Annotated in this window: 25 protein-coding genes; 7 read left to right on the top strand and 18 right to left on the bottom strand. The window is 73.1% G+C overall.

Annotated elements, in window-relative coordinates:
- Window positions 1-9 precede the first annotated feature (9 nt).
- The gene (locus tag ACFXDE_RS05870; protein ID WP_380491270.1) at window positions 10-1,287 is read left to right on the top strand and encodes a PTS transporter subunit EIIC; all 1,278 of its coding nucleotides are present in this window, start codon (window positions 10-12) and stop codon (window positions 1,285-1,287) included.
- On the opposite strand, the gene ACFXDE_RS05865 is transcribed toward ACFXDE_RS05870, so the two are convergent.
- The 3 genes from ACFXDE_RS05865 to ACFXDE_RS05855 all read right to left on the bottom strand — a co-directional run bounded on the left by ACFXDE_RS05865 (window position 1,194) and on the right by ACFXDE_RS05855 (window position 3,365).
- A complete protein-coding gene (locus tag ACFXDE_RS05865) occupies window positions 1,194-2,036 on the bottom strand; it encodes an LAETG motif-containing sortase-dependent surface protein (protein ID WP_380491268.1) in 843 nt (280 codons plus the stop codon). The genes ACFXDE_RS05870 and ACFXDE_RS05865 overlap by 94 nt on opposite strands.
- Window positions 2,037-2,212: 176 nt before the next feature.
- Window positions 2,213-2,959 (bottom strand): MBL fold metallo-hydrolase, encoded by a 747-nt coding sequence (locus tag ACFXDE_RS05860; protein WP_380435143.1) that lies wholly within the window; start codon window positions 2,957-2,959, stop codon window positions 2,213-2,215.
- Window positions 2,960-3,179: 220 nt separating this feature from the next.
- Window positions 3,180-3,365 carry a helix-turn-helix transcriptional regulator gene (locus tag ACFXDE_RS05855; RefSeq protein WP_380435142.1) on the bottom strand — a complete coding sequence of 62 codons (186 nt, stop codon included), beginning with the start codon at window positions 3,363-3,365 and terminating at the stop codon, window positions 3,180-3,182.
- Between the two features lie 190 nt (window positions 3,366-3,555).
- On the opposite strand from ACFXDE_RS05855, the gene ACFXDE_RS05850 reads away from it, so the two are divergent.
- Window positions 3,556-4,050, top strand: coding sequence for a type II toxin-antitoxin system PemK/MazF family toxin (locus ACFXDE_RS05850; protein WP_380491265.1), 495 nt, complete (start codon window positions 3,556-3,558; stop codon window positions 4,048-4,050).
- Between the two features lie 31 nt (window positions 4,051-4,081).
- Here ACFXDE_RS05850 and ACFXDE_RS05845 read toward each other — a convergent pair whose 3' ends face one another.
- The 7 genes from ACFXDE_RS05845 to clpS form a co-directional block, all read right to left on the bottom strand.
- Window positions 4,082-5,050 carry a PLP-dependent cysteine synthase family protein gene (locus ACFXDE_RS05845; protein WP_380491263.1) on the bottom strand — a complete coding sequence of 323 codons (969 nt, stop codon included), beginning with the start codon at window positions 5,048-5,050 and terminating at the stop codon, window positions 4,082-4,084.
- Window positions 5,051-5,133: 83 nt separating this feature from the next.
- A complete protein-coding gene (locus ACFXDE_RS05840; RefSeq protein ID WP_218200404.1) occupies window positions 5,134-5,412 on the bottom strand; it encodes a MoaD/ThiS family protein in 279 nt (92 codons plus the stop codon).
- Between the two features lie 114 nt (window positions 5,413-5,526).
- On the bottom strand, window positions 5,527-5,646 hold the full coding sequence (locus ACFXDE_RS05835; RefSeq protein ID WP_327677307.1) for a putative leader peptide: 120 nt from the start codon (window positions 5,644-5,646) through the stop codon (window positions 5,527-5,529).
- Window positions 5,647-5,796: 150 nt separating this feature from the next.
- Window positions 5,797-6,228: a Mov34/MPN/PAD-1 family protein gene (locus ACFXDE_RS05830; RefSeq protein ID WP_380435140.1), complete on the bottom strand. Its 432-nt coding sequence runs from the start codon at window positions 6,226-6,228 to the stop codon at window positions 5,797-5,799.
- Window positions 6,229-6,282: 54 nt separating this feature from the next.
- On the bottom strand, window positions 6,283-7,737 hold the full coding sequence (locus tag ACFXDE_RS05825; protein ID WP_380435139.1) for an amino acid permease: 1,455 nt from the start codon (window positions 7,735-7,737) through the stop codon (window positions 6,283-6,285).
- A gap of 224 nt (window positions 7,738-7,961) precedes the next feature.
- A complete protein-coding gene (locus ACFXDE_RS05820) occupies window positions 7,962-8,534 on the bottom strand; it encodes a DUF2017 domain-containing protein (RefSeq protein ID WP_380435138.1) in 573 nt (190 codons plus the stop codon).
- A 92-nt stretch (window positions 8,535-8,626) separates the two neighbouring features.
- Window positions 8,627-8,920 carry an ATP-dependent Clp protease adapter ClpS gene (gene clpS, locus ACFXDE_RS05815; protein WP_280680041.1) on the bottom strand — a complete coding sequence of 98 codons (294 nt, stop codon included), beginning with the start codon at window positions 8,918-8,920 and terminating at the stop codon, window positions 8,627-8,629.
- 152 nt (window positions 8,921-9,072) lie between these two features.
- Here clpS and ACFXDE_RS05810 point away from each other — a divergent pair, with 152 nt between their 5' ends.
- Both ACFXDE_RS05810 and ACFXDE_RS05805 read left to right on the top strand, forming a co-directional pair.
- Complete coding sequence (locus ACFXDE_RS05810) at window positions 9,073-10,389, top strand: nicotinate phosphoribosyltransferase (protein WP_380491259.1); 1,317 nt, start codon at window positions 9,073-9,075, stop codon at window positions 10,387-10,389.
- 261 nt (window positions 10,390-10,650) lie between these two features.
- Complete coding sequence (locus ACFXDE_RS05805; RefSeq protein ID WP_380435136.1) at window positions 10,651-11,238, top strand: isochorismatase family protein; 588 nt, start codon at window positions 10,651-10,653, stop codon at window positions 11,236-11,238.
- 33 nt (window positions 11,239-11,271) lie between these two features.
- On the opposite strand, the gene ACFXDE_RS05800 is transcribed toward ACFXDE_RS05805, so the two are convergent.
- Window positions 11,272-12,276 carry a hypothetical protein gene (locus ACFXDE_RS05800; protein ID WP_380435135.1) on the bottom strand — a complete coding sequence of 335 codons (1,005 nt, stop codon included), beginning with the start codon at window positions 12,274-12,276 and terminating at the stop codon, window positions 11,272-11,274.
- A gap of 256 nt (window positions 12,277-12,532) precedes the next feature.
- On the opposite strand from ACFXDE_RS05800, the gene ACFXDE_RS05795 reads away from it, so the two are divergent.
- On the top strand, window positions 12,533-13,072 hold the full coding sequence (locus ACFXDE_RS05795) for a hypothetical protein (protein WP_380435134.1): 540 nt from the start codon (window positions 12,533-12,535) through the stop codon (window positions 13,070-13,072).
- Between the two features lie 467 nt (window positions 13,073-13,539).
- On the top strand, window positions 13,540-14,103 hold the full coding sequence (locus ACFXDE_RS05790) for a hypothetical protein (protein WP_380491256.1): 564 nt from the start codon (window positions 13,540-13,542) through the stop codon (window positions 14,101-14,103).
- A gap of 4 nt (window positions 14,104-14,107) precedes the next feature.
- Here ACFXDE_RS05790 and ACFXDE_RS05785 read toward each other — a convergent pair whose 3' ends face one another.
- The 5 genes from ACFXDE_RS05785 to ACFXDE_RS05765 form a co-directional block, all read right to left on the bottom strand.
- The gene (locus ACFXDE_RS05785) at window positions 14,108-14,668 is read right to left on the bottom strand and encodes a DinB family protein (protein WP_380491254.1); all 561 of its coding nucleotides are present in this window, start codon (window positions 14,666-14,668) and stop codon (window positions 14,108-14,110) included.
- Window positions 14,669-14,746: 78 nt separating this feature from the next.
- Entirely contained in the window at window positions 14,747-15,925 is a 1,179-nt protein-coding gene (locus ACFXDE_RS05780; RefSeq protein ID WP_380491252.1) for a S8 family serine peptidase, read from the bottom strand.
- Between the two features lie 95 nt (window positions 15,926-16,020).
- A complete protein-coding gene (locus ACFXDE_RS05775) occupies window positions 16,021-17,310 on the bottom strand; it encodes a WXG100 family type VII secretion target (protein ID WP_380491250.1) in 1,290 nt (429 codons plus the stop codon).
- Between the two features lie 20 nt (window positions 17,311-17,330).
- Window positions 17,331-17,801: a hypothetical protein gene (locus tag ACFXDE_RS05770; RefSeq protein WP_380491248.1), complete on the bottom strand. Its 471-nt coding sequence runs from the start codon at window positions 17,799-17,801 to the stop codon at window positions 17,331-17,333.
- A gap of 77 nt (window positions 17,802-17,878) precedes the next feature.
- Window positions 17,879-18,577, bottom strand: a complete 699-nt coding sequence (locus ACFXDE_RS05765) for an endonuclease V (protein WP_380491245.1) — start codon at window positions 18,575-18,577, stop codon at window positions 17,879-17,881.
- Between the two features lie 221 nt (window positions 18,578-18,798).
- On the opposite strand from ACFXDE_RS05765, the gene ACFXDE_RS05760 reads away from it, so the two are divergent.
- Window positions 18,799-19,029 (top strand): hypothetical protein, encoded by a 231-nt coding sequence (locus ACFXDE_RS05760; protein ID WP_380435127.1) that lies wholly within the window; start codon window positions 18,799-18,801, stop codon window positions 19,027-19,029.
- Between the two features lie 42 nt (window positions 19,030-19,071).
- Here ACFXDE_RS05760 and ACFXDE_RS05755 read toward each other — a convergent pair whose 3' ends face one another.
- Window positions 19,072-19,827 (bottom strand): RDD family protein, encoded by a 756-nt coding sequence (locus ACFXDE_RS05755; RefSeq protein WP_380491243.1) that lies wholly within the window; start codon window positions 19,825-19,827, stop codon window positions 19,072-19,074.
- Between the two features lie 125 nt (window positions 19,828-19,952).
- Window positions 19,953-21,446, bottom strand: a complete 1,494-nt coding sequence (locus tag ACFXDE_RS05750; protein ID WP_380491240.1) for an RDD family protein — start codon at window positions 21,444-21,446, stop codon at window positions 19,953-19,955.
- Between the last annotated feature and the right edge of the window lie 260 nt (window positions 21,447-21,706).

The following is a 21,706-nucleotide window of genomic DNA, read 5'->3' as shown; positions in this document are numbered from 1 at the left end:
GCCACCCCCATGAGTCAGTCTGCGCAGGCACCGGCGCCCGCCACGGCTCCGGCCACGCCAAGCCCCGCCAAGAAGTTCGGCCAGAACCTCCTCCAGGGTCTGCAGAAGATCGGCCGCAGCCTCCAGCTGCCCATCGCCGTTCTCCCCGCGGCCGGCCTGCTGCTGCGCCTCGGCCAGGACGACGTGTTCGGCAAGGACGGCCTCGGCTGGGACAAGGTCGCCGCGGTGTTCAACACCGCCGGCAGCGGCGTCTTCGACAACCTGGCGCTGCTGTTCGCGGTGGGCATCGCGATCGGCTTCGCGAAGAAGGCGGACGGCTCGACCGCGCTCGCCGCGCTGGTCGGCTTCCTGGTGTACAAGAACGTGCTGACCGCGTTCCCGATCACCGAGGGCCACATCGCCGACGGCAAGTGGGTCGCCCCGACCTACCAGAACCCGGGCGTCCTCGGCGGCATCGTGATCGGTCTGCTGGCCGCCGTGCTGTGGCAGAAGTACCACCGCACCAAGCTGGTCGACTGGCTCGGTTTCTTCAACGGCCGCCGCCTGGTGCCGATCCTCATGGCCTTCGTCGGCACCGCCGTCGGCGTGCTCTTCGCCCTGACCTGGGGCCCGATCGGCGACGCCATCAAGAGCATGAACGACACCCTGATCGGCGCCGGTGCGCTCGGTGCGGGCGCCTTCGGCCTGGTCAACCGCGGTCTGCTGCCGGTCGGCATGCACCAGTTCGTGAACTCCTTCGCCTGGTTCCAGACCGGTGACTTCACCAAGCCGGACGGCACCGTCGTCCACGGCGACCTGACCCGCTTCTTCGCCGGCGACCCGACCGCCGGACAGTTCATGTCGGGCTTCTACCCGATCATGATGTTCGCGCTGCCCGCCGCCGCGCTGGCCATCGCCCACGCCGCCAAGCCGCACCGCCGCAAGGCCATCACCGGCATGATGATGTCGCTGGCCCTGACCTCCTTCGTCACCGGTGTCACCGAGCCGATCGAGTTCGCCTTCGTCTTCATCGCCCCGGCCCTGTACGTCATCCACGCGCTCCTCACCGCCGTGTCGATGGCCGTCACCTGGGCGCTCGGCGTGCACGACGGCTTCACCTTCTCCGGCGGCCTGATCGACTACGTGCTCGCCTGGAACAAGGCCACCGAGCCGTGGCTGATCATCCCGATCGGCCTCGCCTTCGCGGCGCTGTACTACTTCCTGTTCCGCTTCGCGATCGCCAAGTTCGACCTCAAGACCCCCGGTCGCGAGGACGACGACGAGATCGAGGACGTCACCAAGGCCTGAGGCCCGCAACCGTCCCGCAGCAACGACTCCGCCCCGCCGCCACCCCCGTGAGCGGCGGGGCGGAGTCGTTCCCCCACCCGGTTCGAGCCCGGTAAGTGCGTCCTGCGGCGACGGACCAGGAGGAGGGTGCCGGCGCCGGCACCGACCAGCAGCGCGGCGCCACCCGCGATCAGGGCGGTGTGGTCACCGTCCGAGCCGGTGGAGGCCAGCTGCCCGGCCGGCGCCGACGCGGTCGCGCCGGTCGAGGCGGTCGCGCTGGTCGAGGCGGTCGGAGCGGGCGTCTCCGTCGAGGTCGTCCCGGCGGCCGGGGCGGACGTCGTGGCCGGGGCGGACGTGGTGGACCCGGTGGCCGGCGCGGACGTCGTGGCCGACGGCTCCTGCGTCGGCTTCGGCTTGGCCTTCGACGGCGACGACGACGGAGCGGGAGCCGAGGTCGAGGGCTTCGGCGCGTCGGCCACCCTGGTCACCTTGATCCGGTGGGTGTCGGACACCGGCGGGTCGACCGGGAACTGCAGCCGCCAGCCCTTGAGCTCGGAGCGGAGCGCGATGACCGGGCCGACGCCCCCGTCGCCCCCGCCCCGGGTGACGCCGATCCGGAAGTGGACCTCGGTCTTCTCGCCCGCCGGCACGATGATCTTGCCCGCGTCCGCCGCGACGACCCGCTTGCCCCCGACGGTCTTGATCTCCGGCTTGAGGTCCCATGGACTGCTCCCCGACCGGCACGGCCGGTTCCGGGCAGCACAAATCAAGCGTGCGTGGTGTGTGGACGGCCGGCCCGACGGGCCCGACCGGTCGAGAGCGGCCTCCCCAGCCGCTCACTTACAAGGACGTGTTCGGGGCCGGAAGGTCGCAGGTGGATTCGCAGAGATTTCCACGCGCCCGGGAACGCCGGCCGCCGGCCGTCGGAAAACGCCCGCCGACCTGCTCAGATCTCGTAGACGGCGCCCGGGCGGGCGAGGTCGACGGGGCCGGGGTAGGCGGCGGCGGCGTCGCGGCGGTTGTGCTCGGCGTCGGTCCACGGGGGGATGTGGGTGAGGACGAGGCGGCGGGCGCGGGCGGCCGTGGCGTGCTCGCCGGCCTCGCGGCCGTTGAGGTGGACGCCGAGGTAGGTGTCGCGGCCGTCGACGTACGCGGCCTCGCAGAGGAAGAGGTCGGCGTCCCGGGCGAGTTCGACGAGGTCGGCGCTCTCGCCGGTGTCGCCGGAGTAGACCAGGGACCGGCCGCCGTGTTCGAGCCGGAAGGCGAACGCGTCCACCGGGTGGGCGACCTGGGCGACGCCGATCCGGAACGGGCCGAGGTCGAAGACGCCCGGGGTGAGGGTGCGGAAGTCGAAGACCTCCTTCATCCCCGGGTTCTCCGGCATGTCGTAGGCGCGGGCGAGCCGCTCGGCGGTGCCGGCCGGGCCGTAGACGGGCATCGGGTCGGGGCAGCCCTCGGCGCGGTAGTTGCGGGCGACCCAGTAGGCGCACAGGTCGACGCAGTGGTCCGCGTGCAGGTGGCTCAGCAGGACGGCGTCGACGTCGTACAGGCTGGTGTACTTCTGCAGGGCGCCCAGCGCGCCGTTGCCGAGGTCGAGCACGACCTTGAAGCCGTCGGCCTCGACGAGGTAGCTGGAGCACGCGGACTCGGCGGACGGGAAGCTCCCCGAGCACCCCACCACGGTCAGTTTCATCCGAGCCCCTCCGCCCCGACACGTCCTGGCTGCTGCTGGAAAATGGCAGGACAGACCGGAGAACCGGCCGGTAGCACTGCGTTCGCGTTGTCGAGGGTAAGGGCGGAGCGGCACTTTGCCCCCGTCCCCGTGCCGGGCTGTGGCTGGAATCACCAGAACGCCGGGGCTCGGGGCGGGGGCTACGGTTCGGCTGCGGAACCGGGTCTCGGCGGCGGTCGGATCAGCGGTGGCCGGGGCGCTTGCGGGCCCAGGCGCGGATGGTCTCGGGGTACCAGCGGGGGTGGCCGCTGCCGTCGATGACGTCCGGCTCGGGCAGCAGCCCGTGGCGGCGGTAGTTGCGGACGGTCTCGGGCTGGACGTTGATGTGGTGCGCGACCTCGGCGTACGACCACAGCTGTTTACTCACGATGGCACCTCCGGATGGGGCGGGGGCGGACGTTCGTGAGCGCAGCCTCTCCAATCCTCGCCCGGCGGCCCGGTACAGATCGGGCGCGGTGGTCGATCCGTGACGAACCGGGAGCAACGCGCGGACAAATACTCAACTGTCACAGCGCTCACAGTGGTGGGGTTCACCACGGGCCGGTACGGTTCGCCGCATGAACGGCACTACTGGCATCTGGGTGGTCCTGGCCGTCGTGGGCGTCGCCGTCCTCGCGGCCGTCGCGTCGGCGCTGGTGCGGCGGTCCCGGCCGGCCTCCCGGCCCGCGACGCGCCCGGCCCCGCGCCCCGCCGGACCGGCCGGGCCCCGGCCCCGCCCGGCGGGCTCGGGCCGCTCCGGGCCGGCGCCGCAGGAGATCTGGTGGGCCGAGGTGCCGTTCGAGGACGGCCCCGGTTCGAAGGACCGCCCGTGCCTGGTGCTGCGGGTGGACGGCCGGACGGCGACCGTCGCGAAGATCACCAGCAAGCACCACGTCGAACGCCCGGGGGTGCTGCCGCTGCCGCCCGGTTCGGTGGACGACAGCCAGGGCCGGACCAGCTGGCTGGAGACCGACGAGCTGCGCCGGGTGCCGCTGTCGGCCTTCCGCCGCCGGGCCGGCACGGTGGACCGTCAGGTCTGGGACCGCGCCCAGCGGGCCCTGCAGGGCAGCTAGGGCCACGGCGCCAGGAGCCGCGCGAGGCGCCCTACGCCCAGAGCTGGCCCTGCAGCGCCTCGACGGCCGCCTCGGTGGACTCGGCGGTGTAGATGCCGGTGGACAGGTACTTCCAGCCGCCGTCCGCGACGACGAAGACGACGTCGGCCCGCTCCCCCGCCGCCGCGGCCTTGCGGCCGACGCCGATCGCGGCGTGCAGGATGGCGCCGGTGGAGACGCCCGCGAAGATGCCCTCCTGCTGGAGGAGTTCGCGGGTGCGCCGGACGGCGTCGGCGGAGCCGACCGAGAAGCGGGTGGTGAGCACCTCGGCGTCGTAAAGCTCGGGGACGAAGCCCTCGTCGAGGTTGCGCAGCCCGTACACGAGGTCGTCGTAGCGCGGTTCGGCGGCGACGATCCGCACGCCGGGGACCTTCTCGCGCAGGAAGCGGCCGACGCCCATGAGGGTGCCGGTGGTGCCGAGGCCGGCCACGAAGTGGGTGACGGTCGGCAGGTCGGCGAGGATCTCGGGGCCGGTGCCGGCGTAGTGGGCGCCCGCGTTGTCGGGGTTGCCGTACTGGTAGAGCATCACCCAGTCGGGGTGCTCGGCGGCGATCTCCTTGGCCATCCGGACGGCGGTGTTGGAGCCGCCCGCGGCCGGGGAGGAGATGATCTCGGCGCCCCACATGCGGAGCAGTTCGCGCCGTTCCTCGCTGGTGTTCTCCGGCATGACGCAGACCATCCGGTAGCCCTTGAGCTTGGCGGCCATGGCGAGCGAGATGCCGGTGTTGCCGCTGGTGGGTTCGAGGATGGTGCAGCCGGGGGTGAGCCGGCCGTCGGCCTCGGCCCGCTCGATCATGTGCAGCGCCGGGCGGTCCTTGATGGAGCCGGTGGGGTTGCGGTCCTCCAGCTTGGCCCAGAGGGTCACGAGGCCCTCCGCGTTGCCGGGAACGGCGGCGGACAGCCGCGGCAGGCGGACCAGCGGGGTGTTGCCGACGGCTTCGAGCGGACTGTCGTAACGCAAGGGAGGCCTCCGGCCACGGCGGTGAGGGTCGGGAAGGTGGCCCTGCCGGCCCGCCCGCGCGGGCGGGCCGGCAGGGCCGGGGATCAGCGGGCGCCGCCGGCCACGGCGGGCAGGATGGTGACGCTGTCGCCGTCGGCGACGGCGGTGGAGATGCCCTCCAGGAAGCGGACGTCCTCGTCGTTCAGGTAGACGTTGACGAAGCGGCGCAGCTCGCCGCCCTCCAGCAGGCGGGCGGCGATGCCCGGGTGGCGGGCGTCGAGGTCGGTGAAGAGCTCACCGAGGTTGCTGCCGGTGCCCTCGACGGCCTTGGCGCCGTCGGTGTAGGTGCGGAGGATGGTCGGGATGCGGACCTCGATGGCCATGGGTGCGCTCCTGTGCGAGTCGTGAGGTGGGTGGGCCGCAGCGGGCGCGGCGGGGTGGCGGGTTCCGGGGCGCGGCACGGCCTGCGGCGGCGGGCCCGGTGGGGCGTGGGCGGCTCAGCGCGAGCGCGCGGGCGTGCCGGGACAGATCGCACTGGCGAGCCGGCACAGGTCGACGTGCAGGCGCGCCACGAGGCGGGTGCCCGGGGCCTGGGTGCTCACATCGACGGAACGCATGGGCTCATCGTATAGATTCCCGACCCCGCTCCGACACGTCCGTCTCGGGATCCGGATGTTTTCGTTCCCTCTGGTGAGACTCGCCGGGGACGACGGCGGCCCGCCGCCCGTCCGGTGACGGTCGGCGGGCCGTGCCCGGGCGGGTGCGGGTCAGGCCGGGTAGGCCTCGACGACCTGGACGTCTTCCTCCGTGATCTCGCCGTCCACGATGCGGAACGAGCGGAACTGGTAGGCGTCCTCGGGGCCGTTCCCCTCGGCGGTGGAGACCAGGACGTAGTGGGCGAAGGGCTCGGAGGCGTAGCTCACGTCGGTGCGCGACGGGTAGGCCTCGGTCGCGGTGTGCGAGTGGTAGACGATCACGGGTTCCTCGTCGCGGTCGTCCATCTCGCGGTAGAGCTTGAGCAGGTCGCCCGAGTCGAACTCGTAGAAGGTGGGCGAGCGGGCGGCGTTGAGCATCGGGACGAACCGCTCGGGACGGCCGCTGCCGGCCGGTCCGGCGACCACGCCGCAGGCCTCGTCCGGGTGGTCGGCGCGGGCGTGGGCGACGATCCGGTCGCGCAGTTCTCGGGTGATGGTCAGCATGCGGTCAGGATAGCCACGCCCCGGCGGCTGTCCGCCGGGGCGTCCGGGGAGCGGTCAGCGGGTCTCGTCGGCGCCGGCCGGGGCGTGCAGGTGGTCGTGCGCGACGCCGTGGACGGCCTCGGGGCGGCGGCTCTTGAGCACCTGGTAGCCGACCACGAGCACGACGGCCCAGACCGGGAAGACGTACAGCGAGATCCGGTTGTCCTCGTCGAAGCCGATCAGGATGACGACCAGGACGAGGAAGGCGAGCGCGGCCCAGCTGACCCACGCGCCGCCGGGCGCCTTGAAGGTGGGGGCCGGCAGGTGGCCGGCCCGCCAGGCCTTGCGGTAGCGGATCTGGGCGATCAGGATCATCGCCCACGTCCACAGGCCGCAGACCGTGGCGACGGAGGTTATGTACTCGAACGCCCGGGCCGGGACGAGGTAGTTGAGCACCACGCCGGCACCCATCAGGATGCAGGACAGGGTGATCGCGAAGGCCGGCGTGCGGCGGGAGTTGAGCTTGGTGAGCTGCCCGGGGGCCTGTCCGCGCAGCGCGAGGTCTCGCAGCATGCGGCCGGTGGAGTACATGCCGGAGTTGCAGGAGGACAGTGCGGCGGTGAGCACGACGAAGTTGATGATGCCGGCCGCGGCGGGGATGCCGATCTTGCCGAAGGCGGCGACGAACGGGCTGACGCCGGGCTGGAACTCGGTCCACGGCACGAGGGAGAGGATGACCACGAGGGCGCCGATGTAGAACAGCGCGATGCGCCAGGGCAGGGTGTTGATGGCGCGCGGCAGGGTCTTCTCGGGGTTCTCGCTCTCGCCCGCGGTGACACCGACGAGTTCGACGCCCAGATAGGCGAACATGACGATCTGCAGGGTCATCACGGTGGCGCCGATGCCCTTGGGGAAGAAGCCGCCGTCCTGCCACAGGTGGGTGATCGACGCGGTGTCACCGGCCTTGCTGAAGCCGAGGGTGAGCACGCCGATGCCGATCAGGATCATGCCGATGATGGCGGTGACCTTGACCATCGAGAACCAGAACTCGATCTCGCCGAACAGCTTCACCGAGATCAGGTTGGCCGCGTAGAGGATGACGAGGAAGGACAGGGCGCTGACCCACTGCGGGAAGCCGGGCGCCCAGAACTTCACGTACACCGCGGCGGCGGTGGTCTCCGCCATTCCGGTGACGACCCAGAACAGCCAGTACGTCCAGCCGGTCACGTAGCCGGCGAAGGGGCCGAGGAACTCGCGCGCGTACTCGGCGAAGCTGCCGGACACCGGGCGGTAGGTGAGCAGTTCGCCGAGGGCCCGCATGATCGCGAAGATCACCACGCCGGCGACGGCGTAGGAGAGGATCAGGCTCGGGCCGGACTTGGAGATCGCCGTCCCGGCGCCGAGGAACAGGCCGGTGCCGATGGCGCCGCCGATCGCGATCATCTGGATCTGGCGGCTGCCGAGTCCCCGCTCGTAGCCCTCCTCGTCCGGTGTGGCGTCGACCACTTGGTCGTACTGCTGCTCGGCCATGGTGCACCGTCCTGGGTGGGTCTCGTGGGGTGGAGAAGTCGTACCACGCAGGGTTCGGAGAGCGGTGTTCATCTGAGCGTTATTTGAGCATGACCTGGTATGGTTCGCCCGATTTGAGCGGGAATGCCCCGGCAGATCGTCCACATCCTGGACAAATCAACCGGGGCGCGCCCGTGATCGGGCACGATCGACCGCAGGCGGACGACCGGGGCGGCGCAAGGACCTCAGTCCGCGATCGCCTCCAGCAGCGACTCCTGGAGCGCGCCCAGCCACAGGTACGCCATGACCAGCGGCTTGCGCTCGTCGCCGTCCGGCAGGTCGTAGAGGCCCTGCTCGTCCTCCTCGGTCACCTCCAGCCGGGCGCCCAGCGTCAGCCGCAGGTCGTTGAGCGCGCCCAGCCAGCGCAGGCAGTCCGGGGCGGGCAGCTTGAGCACGCCACCGCCGCCGAGGCCGTCCAGCGACCGGACGACGGACAGCGCGTCATCCCTCTTGCGGGCCCGCAGGTCGAGCTCGGTGTAGCGGCGGAACTCCGCGGCGGCCGCCTCGGCCTCCGCGTCCGCCGGCTTCGCCGGATCCCCGTAGGCGTCCGGGAAGAGCCGGGCCAGCGCCGGATCGGTGGGCGCCTCGGTCGGCCCCTCGGCGAACAGCGCCGCCAGCGGGTCGGCGGCCTCCCCGCCCGGGCCGGGGCCGATCAGCTCCAGCATCTGCACTTCCAGCGAGCGCAGGATGGAGGCCTCGACCTCGTCCAGCGCGATCGCCGCGCTCCCGCCACCGGTGCTCTCGAACAACCCAGCCATCTGTATCGGTCAGCCCGTCTTCGTCGTCACTCGTCGTTCGCACATCGGCCGCACGCCGGCCGCACGGCGGGGATCCGCCGGGGCCCTTGAGGTCAGTCGTGCTGCAGCGTGGCCCAGAGGCCGTAGCCGTGCATCGCCTGGACGTCGCGCTCCATCTCCTCGCGGGACCCGCTGGAGACGACCGCCCGGCCCTTGGTGTGGACGTCCATCATCAGCTTCCGCGCCTTGTCCTTCGGGTATCCGAAGTAGGCCTGGAAAACGTACTGGACGTAGCTCATCAGGTTGACCGGGTCGTTGTGCACGATGGTCACCCAGGGGGTGTCGGGCTCCGTCACCGGCAGTCCTTCGACCTCCGGGCGCTCGATCTCCACGGGCGCGACACTCACCGCCGGGTCCTCCTCGCTGCGCGTTCCCCGCGCTCGACGTCCATGCGCTTCCAGTGCCCATGCTGCCATCCGGGGGACCCCCAGGCGATTTCGCCCCGGCCCGGTCATGAGAAATCGTCAAACTGACGCTAAGTGGTAGTAGCATCATCCTCATGGACGCCACTTCAGTGCGCGCGGCCGGCTCGACCGCGCTGTTCACCGACCGCTACGAGCTCACCATGCTGCAGGCCGCCCTGCGCAGCGGGGCCGCGCACCGCCGCTCCGTCTTCGAGGTGTTCACCCGGCGGCTGCCGAACGGGCGGCGCTACGGGGTGATGGCCGGCACCGGCCGGGTGCTCGACGCGGTCGAGGACTTCCGCTTCACGCCCGCCCAGCTGGACTGGCTCGCCGGCCAGGGCGTCGTCGACGACGACACCCTGCGCTACCTCGCCGACTACCGCTTCACCGGCGACATCCACGGCTACCCCGAGGGCGAGGTCTACTTCCCCGGCTCGCCGCTGCTCACCGTCACCGGCACCTTCGCCGAGGCGGTGATCCTGGAGACCGTCATCCTCTCGATCCTCAACCACGACTCGGCGATCGCCGCCGCCGCCTCCCGGATGACCGCCGCCGCCGCCGGCCGCCCCGTCATCGAGATGGGCGCCCGCCGGGCCCACGAGCGGGCCGCCGTCTCCGCCGCCCGGGCCGCGTACGTGGCCGGGTTCGCCGCCACCTCCGACCTGGAGGCCGGCTTCACCCACGGCATCCCCACCACCGGCACGGCCGCGCACGCCTTCACCCTCGTCCACGACAGCGAGCGGGACGCCTTCCGGGCCCAGATCGCCTCCATGGGCAAGGGCACCACCCTGCTGGTCGACACCTACGACCTGCGCGAGGCCGTCCGCACCGCCGTCGAGGTGGCCGGGCCCGAACTCGGCGCCGTCCGGATCGACTCCGGCGACCTCACCCTGCTCGCCCACCGCGTCCGCCGCCAGCTCGACGAGCTCGGCGCCGAGAACACCCGGATCATCGTCACCTCCGACCTCGACGAGTACGCGATCGCCGCGCTCGCCGCCGCCCCCGTCGACGGGTACGGCGTCGGCACCAGCCTGGTCACCGGCAGCGGCCACCCGACCTGCGCCATGGTCTACAAGCTCGTCGCCCGCGCCGAGACCCCGGACGGGCCGCTGGTGCCCGTCGCCAAGCGCGCGGCCGGCGGCAAGACCAGCATCGGCGGCCGCAAGTGGGCCGCCCGCCGGCCCGACGCGGACGGCGTGGCCGAGGCCGAGGTGGTCGGCACCGGGCCCGTCCCGGCCGAGCTGGAGCCGCACCTGACGCAGGTGCCGCTCGTCCTGGCCGGCGAGACGGTCGGCCGCGAACCGCTCGGCGCCGCGCGCGACCGGCACGTCCGCGCCCGGGCCGCGCTGCCGCTGTCGGCCACTCAGCTCTCCAAGGGCGACCCGGTCCTGCCGACCGAACTGCACCTCTGAACACCGGGCGCGGGTGGCGGACGGCTCCACGGGCCTTCCGCCTCCGCGCGCCACTCCCTAGAGTCAGCCGTAGAGTTCCCATGGAGTCCCCGGGAACTCCCCGCGTACACCGTGACGACCGGCCGAGCCGGACGGCGGAGCGTACGCCCCGCGAACGATCCGCGCGCGCTCACCCGCCCGCGGGCCGGGCGCTCCCGGGGACCCCCACCACCGGGGCACCCGCTTCCACCGGACGCCCCCCACATTTCGAGGATGCGAGCCATGCACCGGGCACTGATCGTCGTCGACGTGCAGAACGACTTCTGCGAGGGCGGCAGCCTGGCCGTCGCCGGCGGCGCCGAGGTGGCCGCCGCCATCACCGACCTGATCGCCGAGTCCTCCGCCGGCTACCACCACATCCTCGCCACCCGCGACCACCACATCGACCCGGGCGACCACTTCTCCGCCGAGCCGGACTACGTCACCAGCTGGCCCGTGCACTGCGTCGCCGGCACCGAGGGCGTGGGCTTCCACCCCAACTTCGCGCCCGCCGTCATCTCCGGCGCGGTCGAGGCGGTGTTCGACAAGGGCGCCCACTCGGCCGCGTACAGCGGCTTCGAGGGGCTGGACGAGAACGGGCGCGGGCCGGTCGAGTGGCTGCGCGAGCGCCAGGTCGACGAGGTCGACGTGGTCGGCATCGCCACCGACCACTGCGTCCGGGCCACCGCGCTGGACGCGGCCAGGGCCGGCTTCACCACCCGCGTCCTGCTGGAGCTCACCGCGGGGGTCGCGGCGGGGACCACCGCCGCCGCGCTGGAGGAGCTCCGGGCGGCCGGGGTCGAGCTGGTGGGCGCTCCGGTGGTGCGCTGAGGCACCGCCAGTGCCACGGCCCTAGCCGAGGAGCTAGGCGAGGAGCAGTTCCACCACGTCCGTCCCGCCCTCCCGGAAGGCCTCGCGCAGCTCGCCGCCGACGGCCTCCGGGTCGGCGGCCAGGCGCGCCCCGCTGACGTAGACCACCCGGATCCCCAGGTACTCCATCCGGTGCTGGCCCCCGCGCACCCACGCGGCCTCCCCCTCGCTGACGCAGCGCAGGTCCGAGTCCACCTCCACCGCGACGCCGCGCTCCGGCCAGTACAGGTCCGGGACGGCGATGTACGTGCCGCCACGCATCCGCAGCTCCGGGCCGGCCAGCGGGACGGGCAGCAGCCACTCGTCCACCAGCCCGCCGAGCCGGTCCAGCACCGACTCCCGCTCGGCGGCCAGCAGTTCGTCCAGCGCCGCCCGCACCCGCGGCTCGGAGGTCAGCCCCGACTCGGCCAGTTCGGCCGCCAACTCCCGCACCGTGCACCGGCCCTCGGGCCGCGACACGGCCTCCCGCAGCACCGCCCGGACCGGCGCCGGGGCCATCCCGTCCGCCGTCCACTCGCACAGCGCGTCGGCCACCGCCCTGGCCACCGGCGCACAGGCCAGGCCGTGCACCGAGCGGGCCACCAACTCCCGTTCGGTGCGCCGGATCCGCACCTCGCCGACGTCCTTCAGGCGGCGCTGGCGCGGCACCAGGACGTCCACCCCGGTGACGGCCGGCAGCCGCGGCACGGCGGCGAAGCCGTACAGCGCGAGCGCCGCCGTGCCGGTGATCACCGCGCCCTCGCGGCGGCCCTCCTCGCGGCCGTTCTGCGCCGCGTACAGCAGCGCGGCCCACATCCGCTGCTCCGGCGTGGGCTCCCCGACCTGCAGCAGGTACACCCGGGGCAGGACGCGCTGCCAGGGGCCGCCCCGGCGGCAGTGCTCGGTGATGAGACGAGCCGGCACGCCCCGGGCGCGCAGCTGGCTAGCGGTGACGACGTTCTGCTGACGCTTCGCCAGCTCCTCCAGGGACGGCGGCGGCGAGGGGATGCGGTAGGTCATGCCGACACCATCCCCAACCGCCCGGACCTGCGAGCCACCGCCTGACGCACTGTTACCCAACCGTCGCGAAACCGGGACCAGCCCGCACTAAAGTCCCCATACCCTCACTCTTTCGGAGTAATGGATGCCAATATGCTTGTCCTATCTGATCGAAAACGATCACCGACCAGGTCGTCTGACCGAGGGTGACCAAAGGCATACGGCGAGACACCCTCCAGGCGTCACTCCCGCCCGCCGGATTGCCTAGGCTTACGTCATGTCACGTGACGAGACCGCAGGCCTCCGCGCGGCCCAACTCCGCCTCGGCCGCCTGCCCGGATACGTCCGCCGCCCGGACCCGGCCCGCCGCAGCGGCGAACAGGGCCATACGTACAAGAAGGGGTGGGAGGTCCGCTTCACCGCCCGCAGCGAAGCCGAGATAGCGGAGATCCGCGACCTCGTCGTCGCCGCCGGCTTCGCCCCCGCCAGACCCTTCTTCAAGGGCCACCAGCTCATCCAGCCCGTCTACGGCATGGCCGCCGTCCAGGCCTACCTGGCGGCGAGACAGGCGGCCGAGGAGCACGCCGCACGCACCGCCCTCGGCCGCCGACGACGCGTCACCGGCGCGCACTCCACCCACCCCTGCGAGGAGAGCGCGGGCACGACCGCCGCCGCCGCGAGCGCCGCCGGAGCCGCCGCCGCGGCAGCCGCACAGCTCGCCCGCCGACGGGCCATCGAAACCTTCCCCGCCCAGACCGAACGCAGCACCGCCGCGGACGACCGCATCTCCCCCGTGGAGGCCCGCCCGCACCACTGACGGACCGTCAACCTCTCCACGCCCCGGGCAGCATGCCCCCGGGGCGTGGCCGCACCACCCCCGGACGCCGGGAATCGGGCGCCCCGGTCGTGCGTGCGGTTGCGCGCGCACGCCTTCGCGCCGTAGGCGTGGACGCAGGCCGCCACAAGGCCTACGGTGGCACATCAACCGCCGCGCGACCCACGCCGACCTCACCGACAGCACGCCCCCGCACACCTCTGACCAGCCTCGACACGCTCACCCCCACGCCCCAGCGGCACTGCGCACCACCCTCCCGCCGATCCCCCCGCCGCCGCCGCACCGGCCGCGCCCGCACCGCGCCGCACCCGCCGGCACGGGAACCGGCCGAGCGGCGGCGGGATCCGGGCATTCCATCCGATTGGTCACCCAGCGCACCGAGGGCCTACCGTAGAGTGAGCACAGATGATCGACCGTCAGACACCCATCTCCCTTGCCGAGAAGCCGAGATGACCAACCGCCACCCGAGCTCCGCCGAGCCGCCCCCGAGGCCCGGCGAACCCGCCGGCCCACCGGGCCGGGCACCGGCCGACGCACCCCCGGGCATGCCCGCGGGCGCCTCCGCGCGCACGCCCGCGGACCTGGCCGCGGACCTGGCCGTCGACCTTCCGCTCGTCCTGCCCGCGGACGTGCCGGTGGACTTCGCCGCCTTCTGCGAACTCCACCGCCCGCGGTACCTCAGCTACGCCCGGGTCTGGCTCCCCGACCGCACCGAGGCGGCCACCGCGGTCCAACAGGCCTTCGCCGAAATCGCCGTCCACTGGCGCGAGTTGCTCGGCACCGCCAACCCCACCGCACACGCCTGGCAGATCCTGCGCGGCACCGTCGCCGAACACACGCGCCGACCCGTGCCCGCCACCCCGCAGCGCCACCCCGCCGACGACGACCTGGCGATCCTCCACTACGTCGTCGGCCTCGCCGCACCCGAGATCGCCGACGTCATCGGCACCGACACCGCCAGCGTGGCCGGCCGGCTCCGCCGCACCATGCACCGCGAGGCCTCCGGCTGGTGAGGCACTACGCGTGCCGCACGCCGGTCCCGTCGAACAGGTGGTGCACCGGGTCGTGGACCAGGTAGCGGGAGAACGACTCCACCGTGAACCGCGCCCCGTCACTCCGGCTCCCGGTCCGCCGCCACTGCTCCTCCCCCGCCACCGCGTCGAACGCCGCCGCCAGCACCTCGGCCGCCGCCACCAGCTCCTCCGCCACCACGGCGGGGCTCTGCTCCCCGTACCGCTCGGCGACGGCCGTCTCGTCCTGGTCCCAGTTGGCGAACAGCGGCCCGTCCTGCGTCAGCATCAGCCCCAGGCGCACGTGGAACAGCCGGAACACGTCCCGCACGTGGCACGCGTACTCCAGCGCCGACCACACCCCCGGCGCCGGCCGCCGGCGCACCGCGGCCCCGTCCGCCCCCAGCAGCGCCACCCAACCCGCCGCGTTCGCCCGGATCATGCCCGCGACGTCCTCCCGGACGACGGCCGGCGTCTCCAGCCCGCACTCCGGACAGGCGCGCTCCAGCACCCAGGTCCAGTCCTTGACGTCCGGCACGATGGCGGCGGTGTTCCCCGAATCACTCATGCCCCCAGCATGGAACCCGGCACACAGCCCCGACCAGCACCATGGCCGCCAACACCCACCGAATTGCCGCCACGGCACCTACCCCCGCCGCACCCGCCACCACACCCACCCGGCAAGCCCCCCGACGAGCAGAACCCCACCACCGACGAGCCCCCACACGACCCGGTACCACCCGGCCGACGCAGCAGCCCGGGGAACGACGGGCGCGGGGGAGTCGTCAGCGGACCGGGCATCGGGATACTGCGACTCCGCCCGGTGCACCAACGGATTCTCACGCGGCCCGCCGTCGACGGCGGGATTCGCCTCCAGGGCCTTGGCCGGCGCGAGGATCCCGTACCCGTACCTGCCGTTCGGCACAGCCGACGCATCGGCCGGCGCCGACGCCGACGTGATCATCCGGTTGATCACCTGCCCCGCCGACAACCCGGGGTAGGCGGCCCGGACGAGCGCGGCGGTGGCGGAGACGTAAGCGGCGGCATCCGAGGTCCCGTCCCCGACGCCGTAGCTCGACGTCGACTTGGCCGTGGCCTGGTAGATCGCCGTACCGGGTGCCACCAAGGTCGTCTCGGGCCCGGAGGTCGATCGCTCCCACACCGAGCCGTTCTCGCTGACGGCGCCCACGGCGACGACCCCGGGGAACGCCGCCGGATACTCCACCGACGCCCCGGAATCGCCGCTGTTCCCGGTGGCGGCCACCACCACGACGTCCTTGGCGACCGCGTAGAGGATCGCCTGCCGGGCGGCGGAATCGAGTCGGTCATAGCCCCCGACCGACAGGTTGACGACCTTCGCACCGTGATCGGCCGCGTAGCGAACGGCCAGCTCGATATCGGACTGCGGGAGCTCCGGGTGCTCACCGGCCGCCCTGATCCGAATCGGAAGGATCTTCGCCTTCGGCGCGAGGCCCATGACGCCCGATCCGGACCCGTGCCCGTGTCCCGCGATCAAGCTCGCGATCCCGGTGCCATGACCCTCGTCGTCCACGCGCCCGTCGGTCTTCGCGCCGGAGAAATCGGCTCCGGCGAGGACCTGCCCGGTCAGGTCCTGGTGGTCCGCCATGACACCGCTGTCCACCACAGAGACGATCACTCCCTCGCCCTGGCTGACGGGCCAGACCCTCGTCTCTGCCTGGTACTGCTTCAACGACCACTGCTGGTCGCGGATCTGATCCGCACCGGCGGGCGCCGACGCGCTCCCCCACAGCACGGCCCCAACAGCAAGCACGACACCGCAGCGCGCCAATCGGTCGCTCGTCAAGCCCGGTCACTCCAACTCAGCGCGGCAGCCAGGCCGCAGATCGGTGAGCTGCGGCCTGGCCGGTCGGATTGGCCCGCCCCCTACGGGGACAGCGCTCATTGCACCACGTTCGGATTGGCGGGCATGGTCGAGTTCCAGGTCTCCTCGTCCTCTACCAGGTAGTCCGGACGCTTGGCCCTCCTCGTGTCGCCCTTACCCGCGTGGGCCCCCGCCCAGGGCGGCGCAACTCCTTGCCCCGCTGCCCCTCCGGGACGCAGTTCAGTGGCTCCACGGGCCCGGGCGCGAACGCCCAAGCCGGATCCGCCCTCGGTGAAGGCCTCCTTCCTACCGGATTTGGCCGCTGGACGCCCCTCCCCTCCGACGACCCTGCCCAGGCTCCGTCCTGGAATGGCACCCGACTTCGCGGGGACAGCTTCACCTCCGGCTCCCACGACCACTCCGACACTGCTCGGCGCCCGATTGGTCGGCTTGTCTCCTCGTGGTGGCTCTTCGATCCCATCGGAGCCACTACCAGGCTGACTGTCCGTTACACCTGCGGTCACAGTCGCAAGGCCAGGGCGCGGAGGATTGCCCCGCGCTCCAGGTTCGGAAGCCTGGGGTTGGATGCCGGTCGCATGGCCGGAATCGGTAACGATCGGGACCTTCGACAGCGGCACAGCTGTTCCACCCCTGGCGCCGGATTCCGACGGCCCCTTCTTGCCTGCCTCTCCGGCATCCCGGACGTCGGCAGTTCGCGGCACTGACGGACGAGCTCGGCCTTCTCGCACCGCGCTCGCGTCGACGCTGCCTAATCCGTATGCGGCCATGGCTGAGCCGATGGCTGCCGGCCCATCCGCCTCCAAACCCGCCGGGGCGTCCTCCACGGTCCCCCGCCAGTTCCGATTCTTCGGCGGCTCACCCAGTGGGCTGGGCGCCTTCAGCATCGGGGTTGCCGTGCGGTAGTGCATGGCCAGGGTCTGCATGACGGTGGCGGCTTCGGCTTTCTTGCGGGCGGCCAGCGGGGTGGGGTCGTCGTCGGTGAAGGTGGTGACGGCGTCCTTGAACTGGGCCCAGTTGCCGGGTTCTTCGGGCATGTCGCGTTTCGCCTTGGCGATGGCGTCGGCGACGTGGTGGAGGGTGTTGGCCGCGTCGTTGGCGTAGGCGGCGGCGTGGTTGATGCGGTCGGCGAGGTGGAGCATGCGGGTGTGGAAGGCGTCGCTGGTGGTGCCTTCCCAGGTGGTGGCGGCTTCGGTGCTGGCGCGGGTGAGGGTGGTGCGGATGGCCTTGAGGGTGTCGGCGGCGCGGCGCCAGGGGTCGCCGGCGGCCATGACCTCGCCGGGGTTGAGGGCCTGGACCATGGCACGCAGCTGGGTGTGGCTGTACGCGCCGAAGTCGGTGTAGGCCACGGGCGAATCGCCTCCGTTCGTCAGCGGTCGGACTTGCCGCCGTGGTGGGCGGGCGGGGCGGTGGTCCGCTGGTAGGCGGCCTGGCTGGTGGCGGAGGGGGCGGCCACGGACCAGCCGTCGGAGGCGAGTTGGAGCGTGCCCGCGGTGTGCCGTTCGTGTTCCTCGTAGGTGGTGGCGGTGAGTTCGGCCTTCTTCTGGGCTTCGTCGACGGCCTGTTGGAGCTGGTTGAGGATGTCGCGGAGCGCGTCGCGCATGGTGTCGTAGCGACCGTGGAGTTCGGTGGCCTCGGCGAAGGTGCCGAGGGCGGTGCGGCCGATGGCGCTCTGGCCGTGGGTGGTGGTGCCGTCGGCGCGGTGCTGGAACTCGTCGAGGAGGAGCCGCACTTGGGCGGCGAAGGCGCGGAGCTGTTCGACCTCGACCCGGTAGCCCCGCCCCGCGGCGCCTTTGGGCCCCGTGCCCGTTCCCGTTCCCGTGCCAGTGCCCGCGGCCATCGGCGGCGCCTCCCCGGTACGTCCGTTTGACTAGGCCATGTCTAACACACGTGCGCCGCGCCAAACCCGTTGTGGCATCAGTTCGTTGACGCCGCCTGCGCCGCTGTCAGCGCTCCGCGGCAGAGGTGGTCGGCGTGGCGGGTGGTTTCGGGGAGGCGGTAGCGGCGGGCGAGGTGGAGGGTGGTGGCGACGGCGGCGCCGAGGCCGATGCGGTGGCCGACGGAGACGAAGACGGGCTTGACGCCGGGCTGGGTGCGGACGGCCCGGCCGACCTCCTCGCCGGTGGCGGGGTCGGTGAGGGGGCTGGTGGAGCCGCGCGGGGTGTCGGGGGCCTCGTGGTCGAAGGTGAACGGGGTCTTGGCGACGCCGAGGGTGCGCAGGCCGGTGAGGACGCCGAGGTGGCTGGCGAGGCCGAGGCGGCGGGGGTGGGCGAGGCCGTAGCCGTCGCAGACGACGAGGTCGGGGGTGCGGGTGAGGCCGGCGAGGGCGTCGAGGACGGCGGGGATCTCGCGGAAGGCGAGGAGTCCGGGGACGTACGGGAAGGGGATCCGCCCGGCGGCGGTGGCCTGCTCGACGACGTCGAGGGTGTCGGCGTCGAGGAGGACGGCGGCCGCGACGACGAGGTCCCGGTCGTCGTCGTAGGCGACGTCGACGCCGGCGACGAGCCGTACGGCGGCGGCGTCCGGGTCGTCGTGGGCCTGGACGAGCGGCCGGAGGCGCTCCTGTTCGGCGCGGGCCTCGGCCTCGGTGGTGGGCCAGTCGGCGGGGATGGGCACGGGCGGTTCCCCCTGAAGAGTGAAGGGTCGGTCCCGATCACCGTACCGAGGGGCCCGGACGACCCCGGGGTGAGCCCGTGCGCCCCCCGTGCCCCGGGGCCGCCGGCTTAGCCTGGACTTACCGAACTCCTGTTCCGGGTAGGACTCCTGGCGGCCTGCACCACCACGCCGGCCAGATCCCCCCGACCGCCCGTTTCCCCCGACGTGCGAAGGACCCCGCCATGCCGCGTCCGTCCGCTGCCCAGCTGTTCCTCGGTACGTTCACCGTCGTCGCCACCACCGTGGCGCTGCTGGCCGTCTCGGGCGCCTCGGGCGTCCTGGAGGTCGCGGTGCTGGTGGGGTTCGCCCTGGCGCTCGGCACGCTGGTGGCGCTGCTGCCCCTGCCGTCGAGGTCCGGACGGACGGCCCGGGTGCCGGCGCCGGCCGGGCACGAGTACGCCCGGCAGCGCTGATCCGCCGCCGGGCGTCCCGTTCGGGCGTCGCCGCTCCACCGGTCAGGCCGTGGAGACCACCACGGTCTTCGCGGCCTTGTCGTGGATGCACTGGCGGTAGGGCTTGTCGAAGACGCCGAAGAGCCCGTCGATGATCCACCACAGGACGGCGCAGCAGAGCACGGCGGGGAGGATGTAGACGGCGGCGCGGGTCCAGGCGGCGGACTGGGTGGGCGAGTTGCCGTCGACGAGCATGGCGACGCGGACCTTCATCGCCTTCTTGCCGAGGGTCTGGCCGTCCCGGCCGAGCATGAGGCCCTCGTAGACGAGGTAGAGGGCGCAGGCGAGCCAGAACGCGCCGGTCTCGCCGGAGCGGTCGCCGAGGCTCGCGAAGGGCAGGACGAGGAGCACGCCGATCACCTGGACGAGCAGGTAGTCGATGATCCGGGCGAGGATCCGGTTGGGCCAGCTGCCGATGGGCGGCATCCCGGGCACGGGTCCGGCGCCGGGGGATCCGTACGCGTTCGGGTCGTGGCCGGGCGGGTTCTGGCCGTAGGGGTCCTGTCCGTACGGCGGCCGGCCGTAGGTCTGCTGCCCGTACGGGGCCTGGCCGTAACCGGGTGCATCCTGGGGCGTGCCACCGTACGTGCCGCCGTACGCGCCGGGGCGGTCCTGGGGGGCGTCGGCGGGCGGCGGGCTTCCGTACGGGTCCGACGGCGTGCCTTCCGGCGTGCCGCCGCCCGGCTGCGGGGACTGCTTGTCGAAGGAGGGCTTGCCGCCCCCCTCCGGCTGAGGGCCTGAGGGGTCGTGGGTACTCATGCCCCGAGTAGAACATCACACATTCTCATGGTTTGGGATATTCAGTCCGTTTTGCACGGCGAGGGCAGGGATGACAGGGAGGGCGGTGAGCGCGGTGAGGGCAAGGAGCGGCCGAACTCCGCCGCTCAGTCGCGGACGACCCGGGTGCGCGCCGCCCGGTCGTGCCAGCCGCGCCGGGCCGAGCGGTCGAGCAGCGGCCAGAGCAGGGCGACGGGGACGAGGAGGGAGAGCTGTCTGACGACCCACCGCAGCAGTGACCGGCCGAGGCTCAGCCGGGTGCGGACGGCGGCGCTCGGGGAGGCGGCCGCGTCGGCCACCCGGATCCCGGTGAGCCGCTTGCCGAAGGTCTGGCCGGTGCGGGCGGTCGGCAGCACCTCGTAGAGCAGGCTGACGAAGAGCAGGATGCCGAGCAGGACGGCGATCTTGCCGACCACGACGTCGTCCACGAGCCACACCTGGACCTCGTGGCGGCTGAGGGCGCTGGCCATCCGGGCCTGGTCGAGCTTCTGCTGGATGTGGTCGGACACGGAGTTGCCGAGCGGGATCCCGGCCGCGGTGGCGACGACCGCGAGGACGGCGGTGTCGACGGCGCGCGCGACGAGACGCCGTCCGAGCCCGGCGGGCGGGGCGGGGGCGGGGCGGCGGCGCTTGGCGGCCTGCCGCTGCGGACGGGCGGCGGGGGTCGGCGCCGGGGCCGGGGCCTGGGCCGCCCCCGCTTCCGCAGCCTTGCCGGGCCCTTCCGAAGCGGGGGCGGATACGGCGAGAACCGGTTCTGCCACCGTCGCCCGCTCCGGCGCCCACACCGCCACCGAAGAAACCGGAGAAGCCGAAGAAGCCAGAGAAGCCGGAGCAGTCGTGGAAGTCGTGGCAGCCGGCGCAGCCGGAACGCCCCCGACGAGCACCGCCGCAGGGCCGCCGGCCACGCCGACCGCCACCGGATCGGCATCGACCGCCGCCGCCTCATCAACCGGAGTGCGCCCCTCGCCCGCGCGCCCCTCTTCTTCCCCGGGCGCCTCCGGAAGCACCCCCCACGAGACCCAGCGCGGCGCCCCGCCCGTCTCCATCAGCCCCCGCTGCGCCCGAGGATCGACCTGCCACCCGGACGCGTCCACCGCCATCGACGGCTCACCGGAGACACCGGAGGCACCAGGGCCACCGGCCTCCTCCCCGCCCGTCCGGAACACCGGCCCGCCGACCGGTTGCACGACCGGCCCGCCGACCGGCTCCACGACCGGCTCCATCCGTGGCCCCACGACGAACGACGCCCCGCCCTCCGTCTGGTCCAGGTACACCGGCCCGGTGTCCCCGGAGGCGCGCTCCCCGGCGCCGCCCGCGCCGCCCCCGCCGTCCGACGCGGCGGGCTCCGGCTCCCGGGCGGGGGCGGGCGGCGGCACCGGCCGCACCCCTGCCAGGGCACCGGCACCCGCCCCCGGCCGCCGGGCCGCGAAACGCGGCGGCTCCAGCACCTCGCCCTCCGCCGGGGCGGGCCGGCTGGTGCCCGGCACCCAGGCGGAGCCGCCCCAGTACCGGACGAAGCCCGGGATCGAGGGGTCGGGGTAGTAGCCCGGCTCGGGCCCGACCGCCGTATCCGCGCCGCCGGCGAAGGACTGGTCCGTCATGCAGGGTCTTCTTTCCTGGCAGGTCCCGGCGGCGCCACCGCGGCACGCCCGCCCGGCGGGCCCGCGGGCGGCCCGGGGCGCGGCGGGCGGCTACGCGGTCGGTGCGTGCGGGGGCATCACCGGAAGGGCGGACAGTCGCCGGGCAGTCACAAAGGGTAGTACCTCGGCGGACCGGTGACGGGAAGTTGGCGAATCACCGGACACCGGGAGCCCGCCCGGGGTATGGGATCCGGCCGCGCCGCCCCCTGGCGCGCGAATGC

The sequence above is a fragment of the Kitasatospora sp. NPDC059408 genome (assembly GCF_042751525.1).
In the GTDB taxonomy this organism is placed as follows: domain Bacteria; phylum Actinomycetota; class Actinomycetes; order Streptomycetales; family Streptomycetaceae; genus Kitasatospora.
Note: the sequence above shows the minus strand (reverse complement) of the source record. Positions and strands in the feature narration are given on the sequence as shown.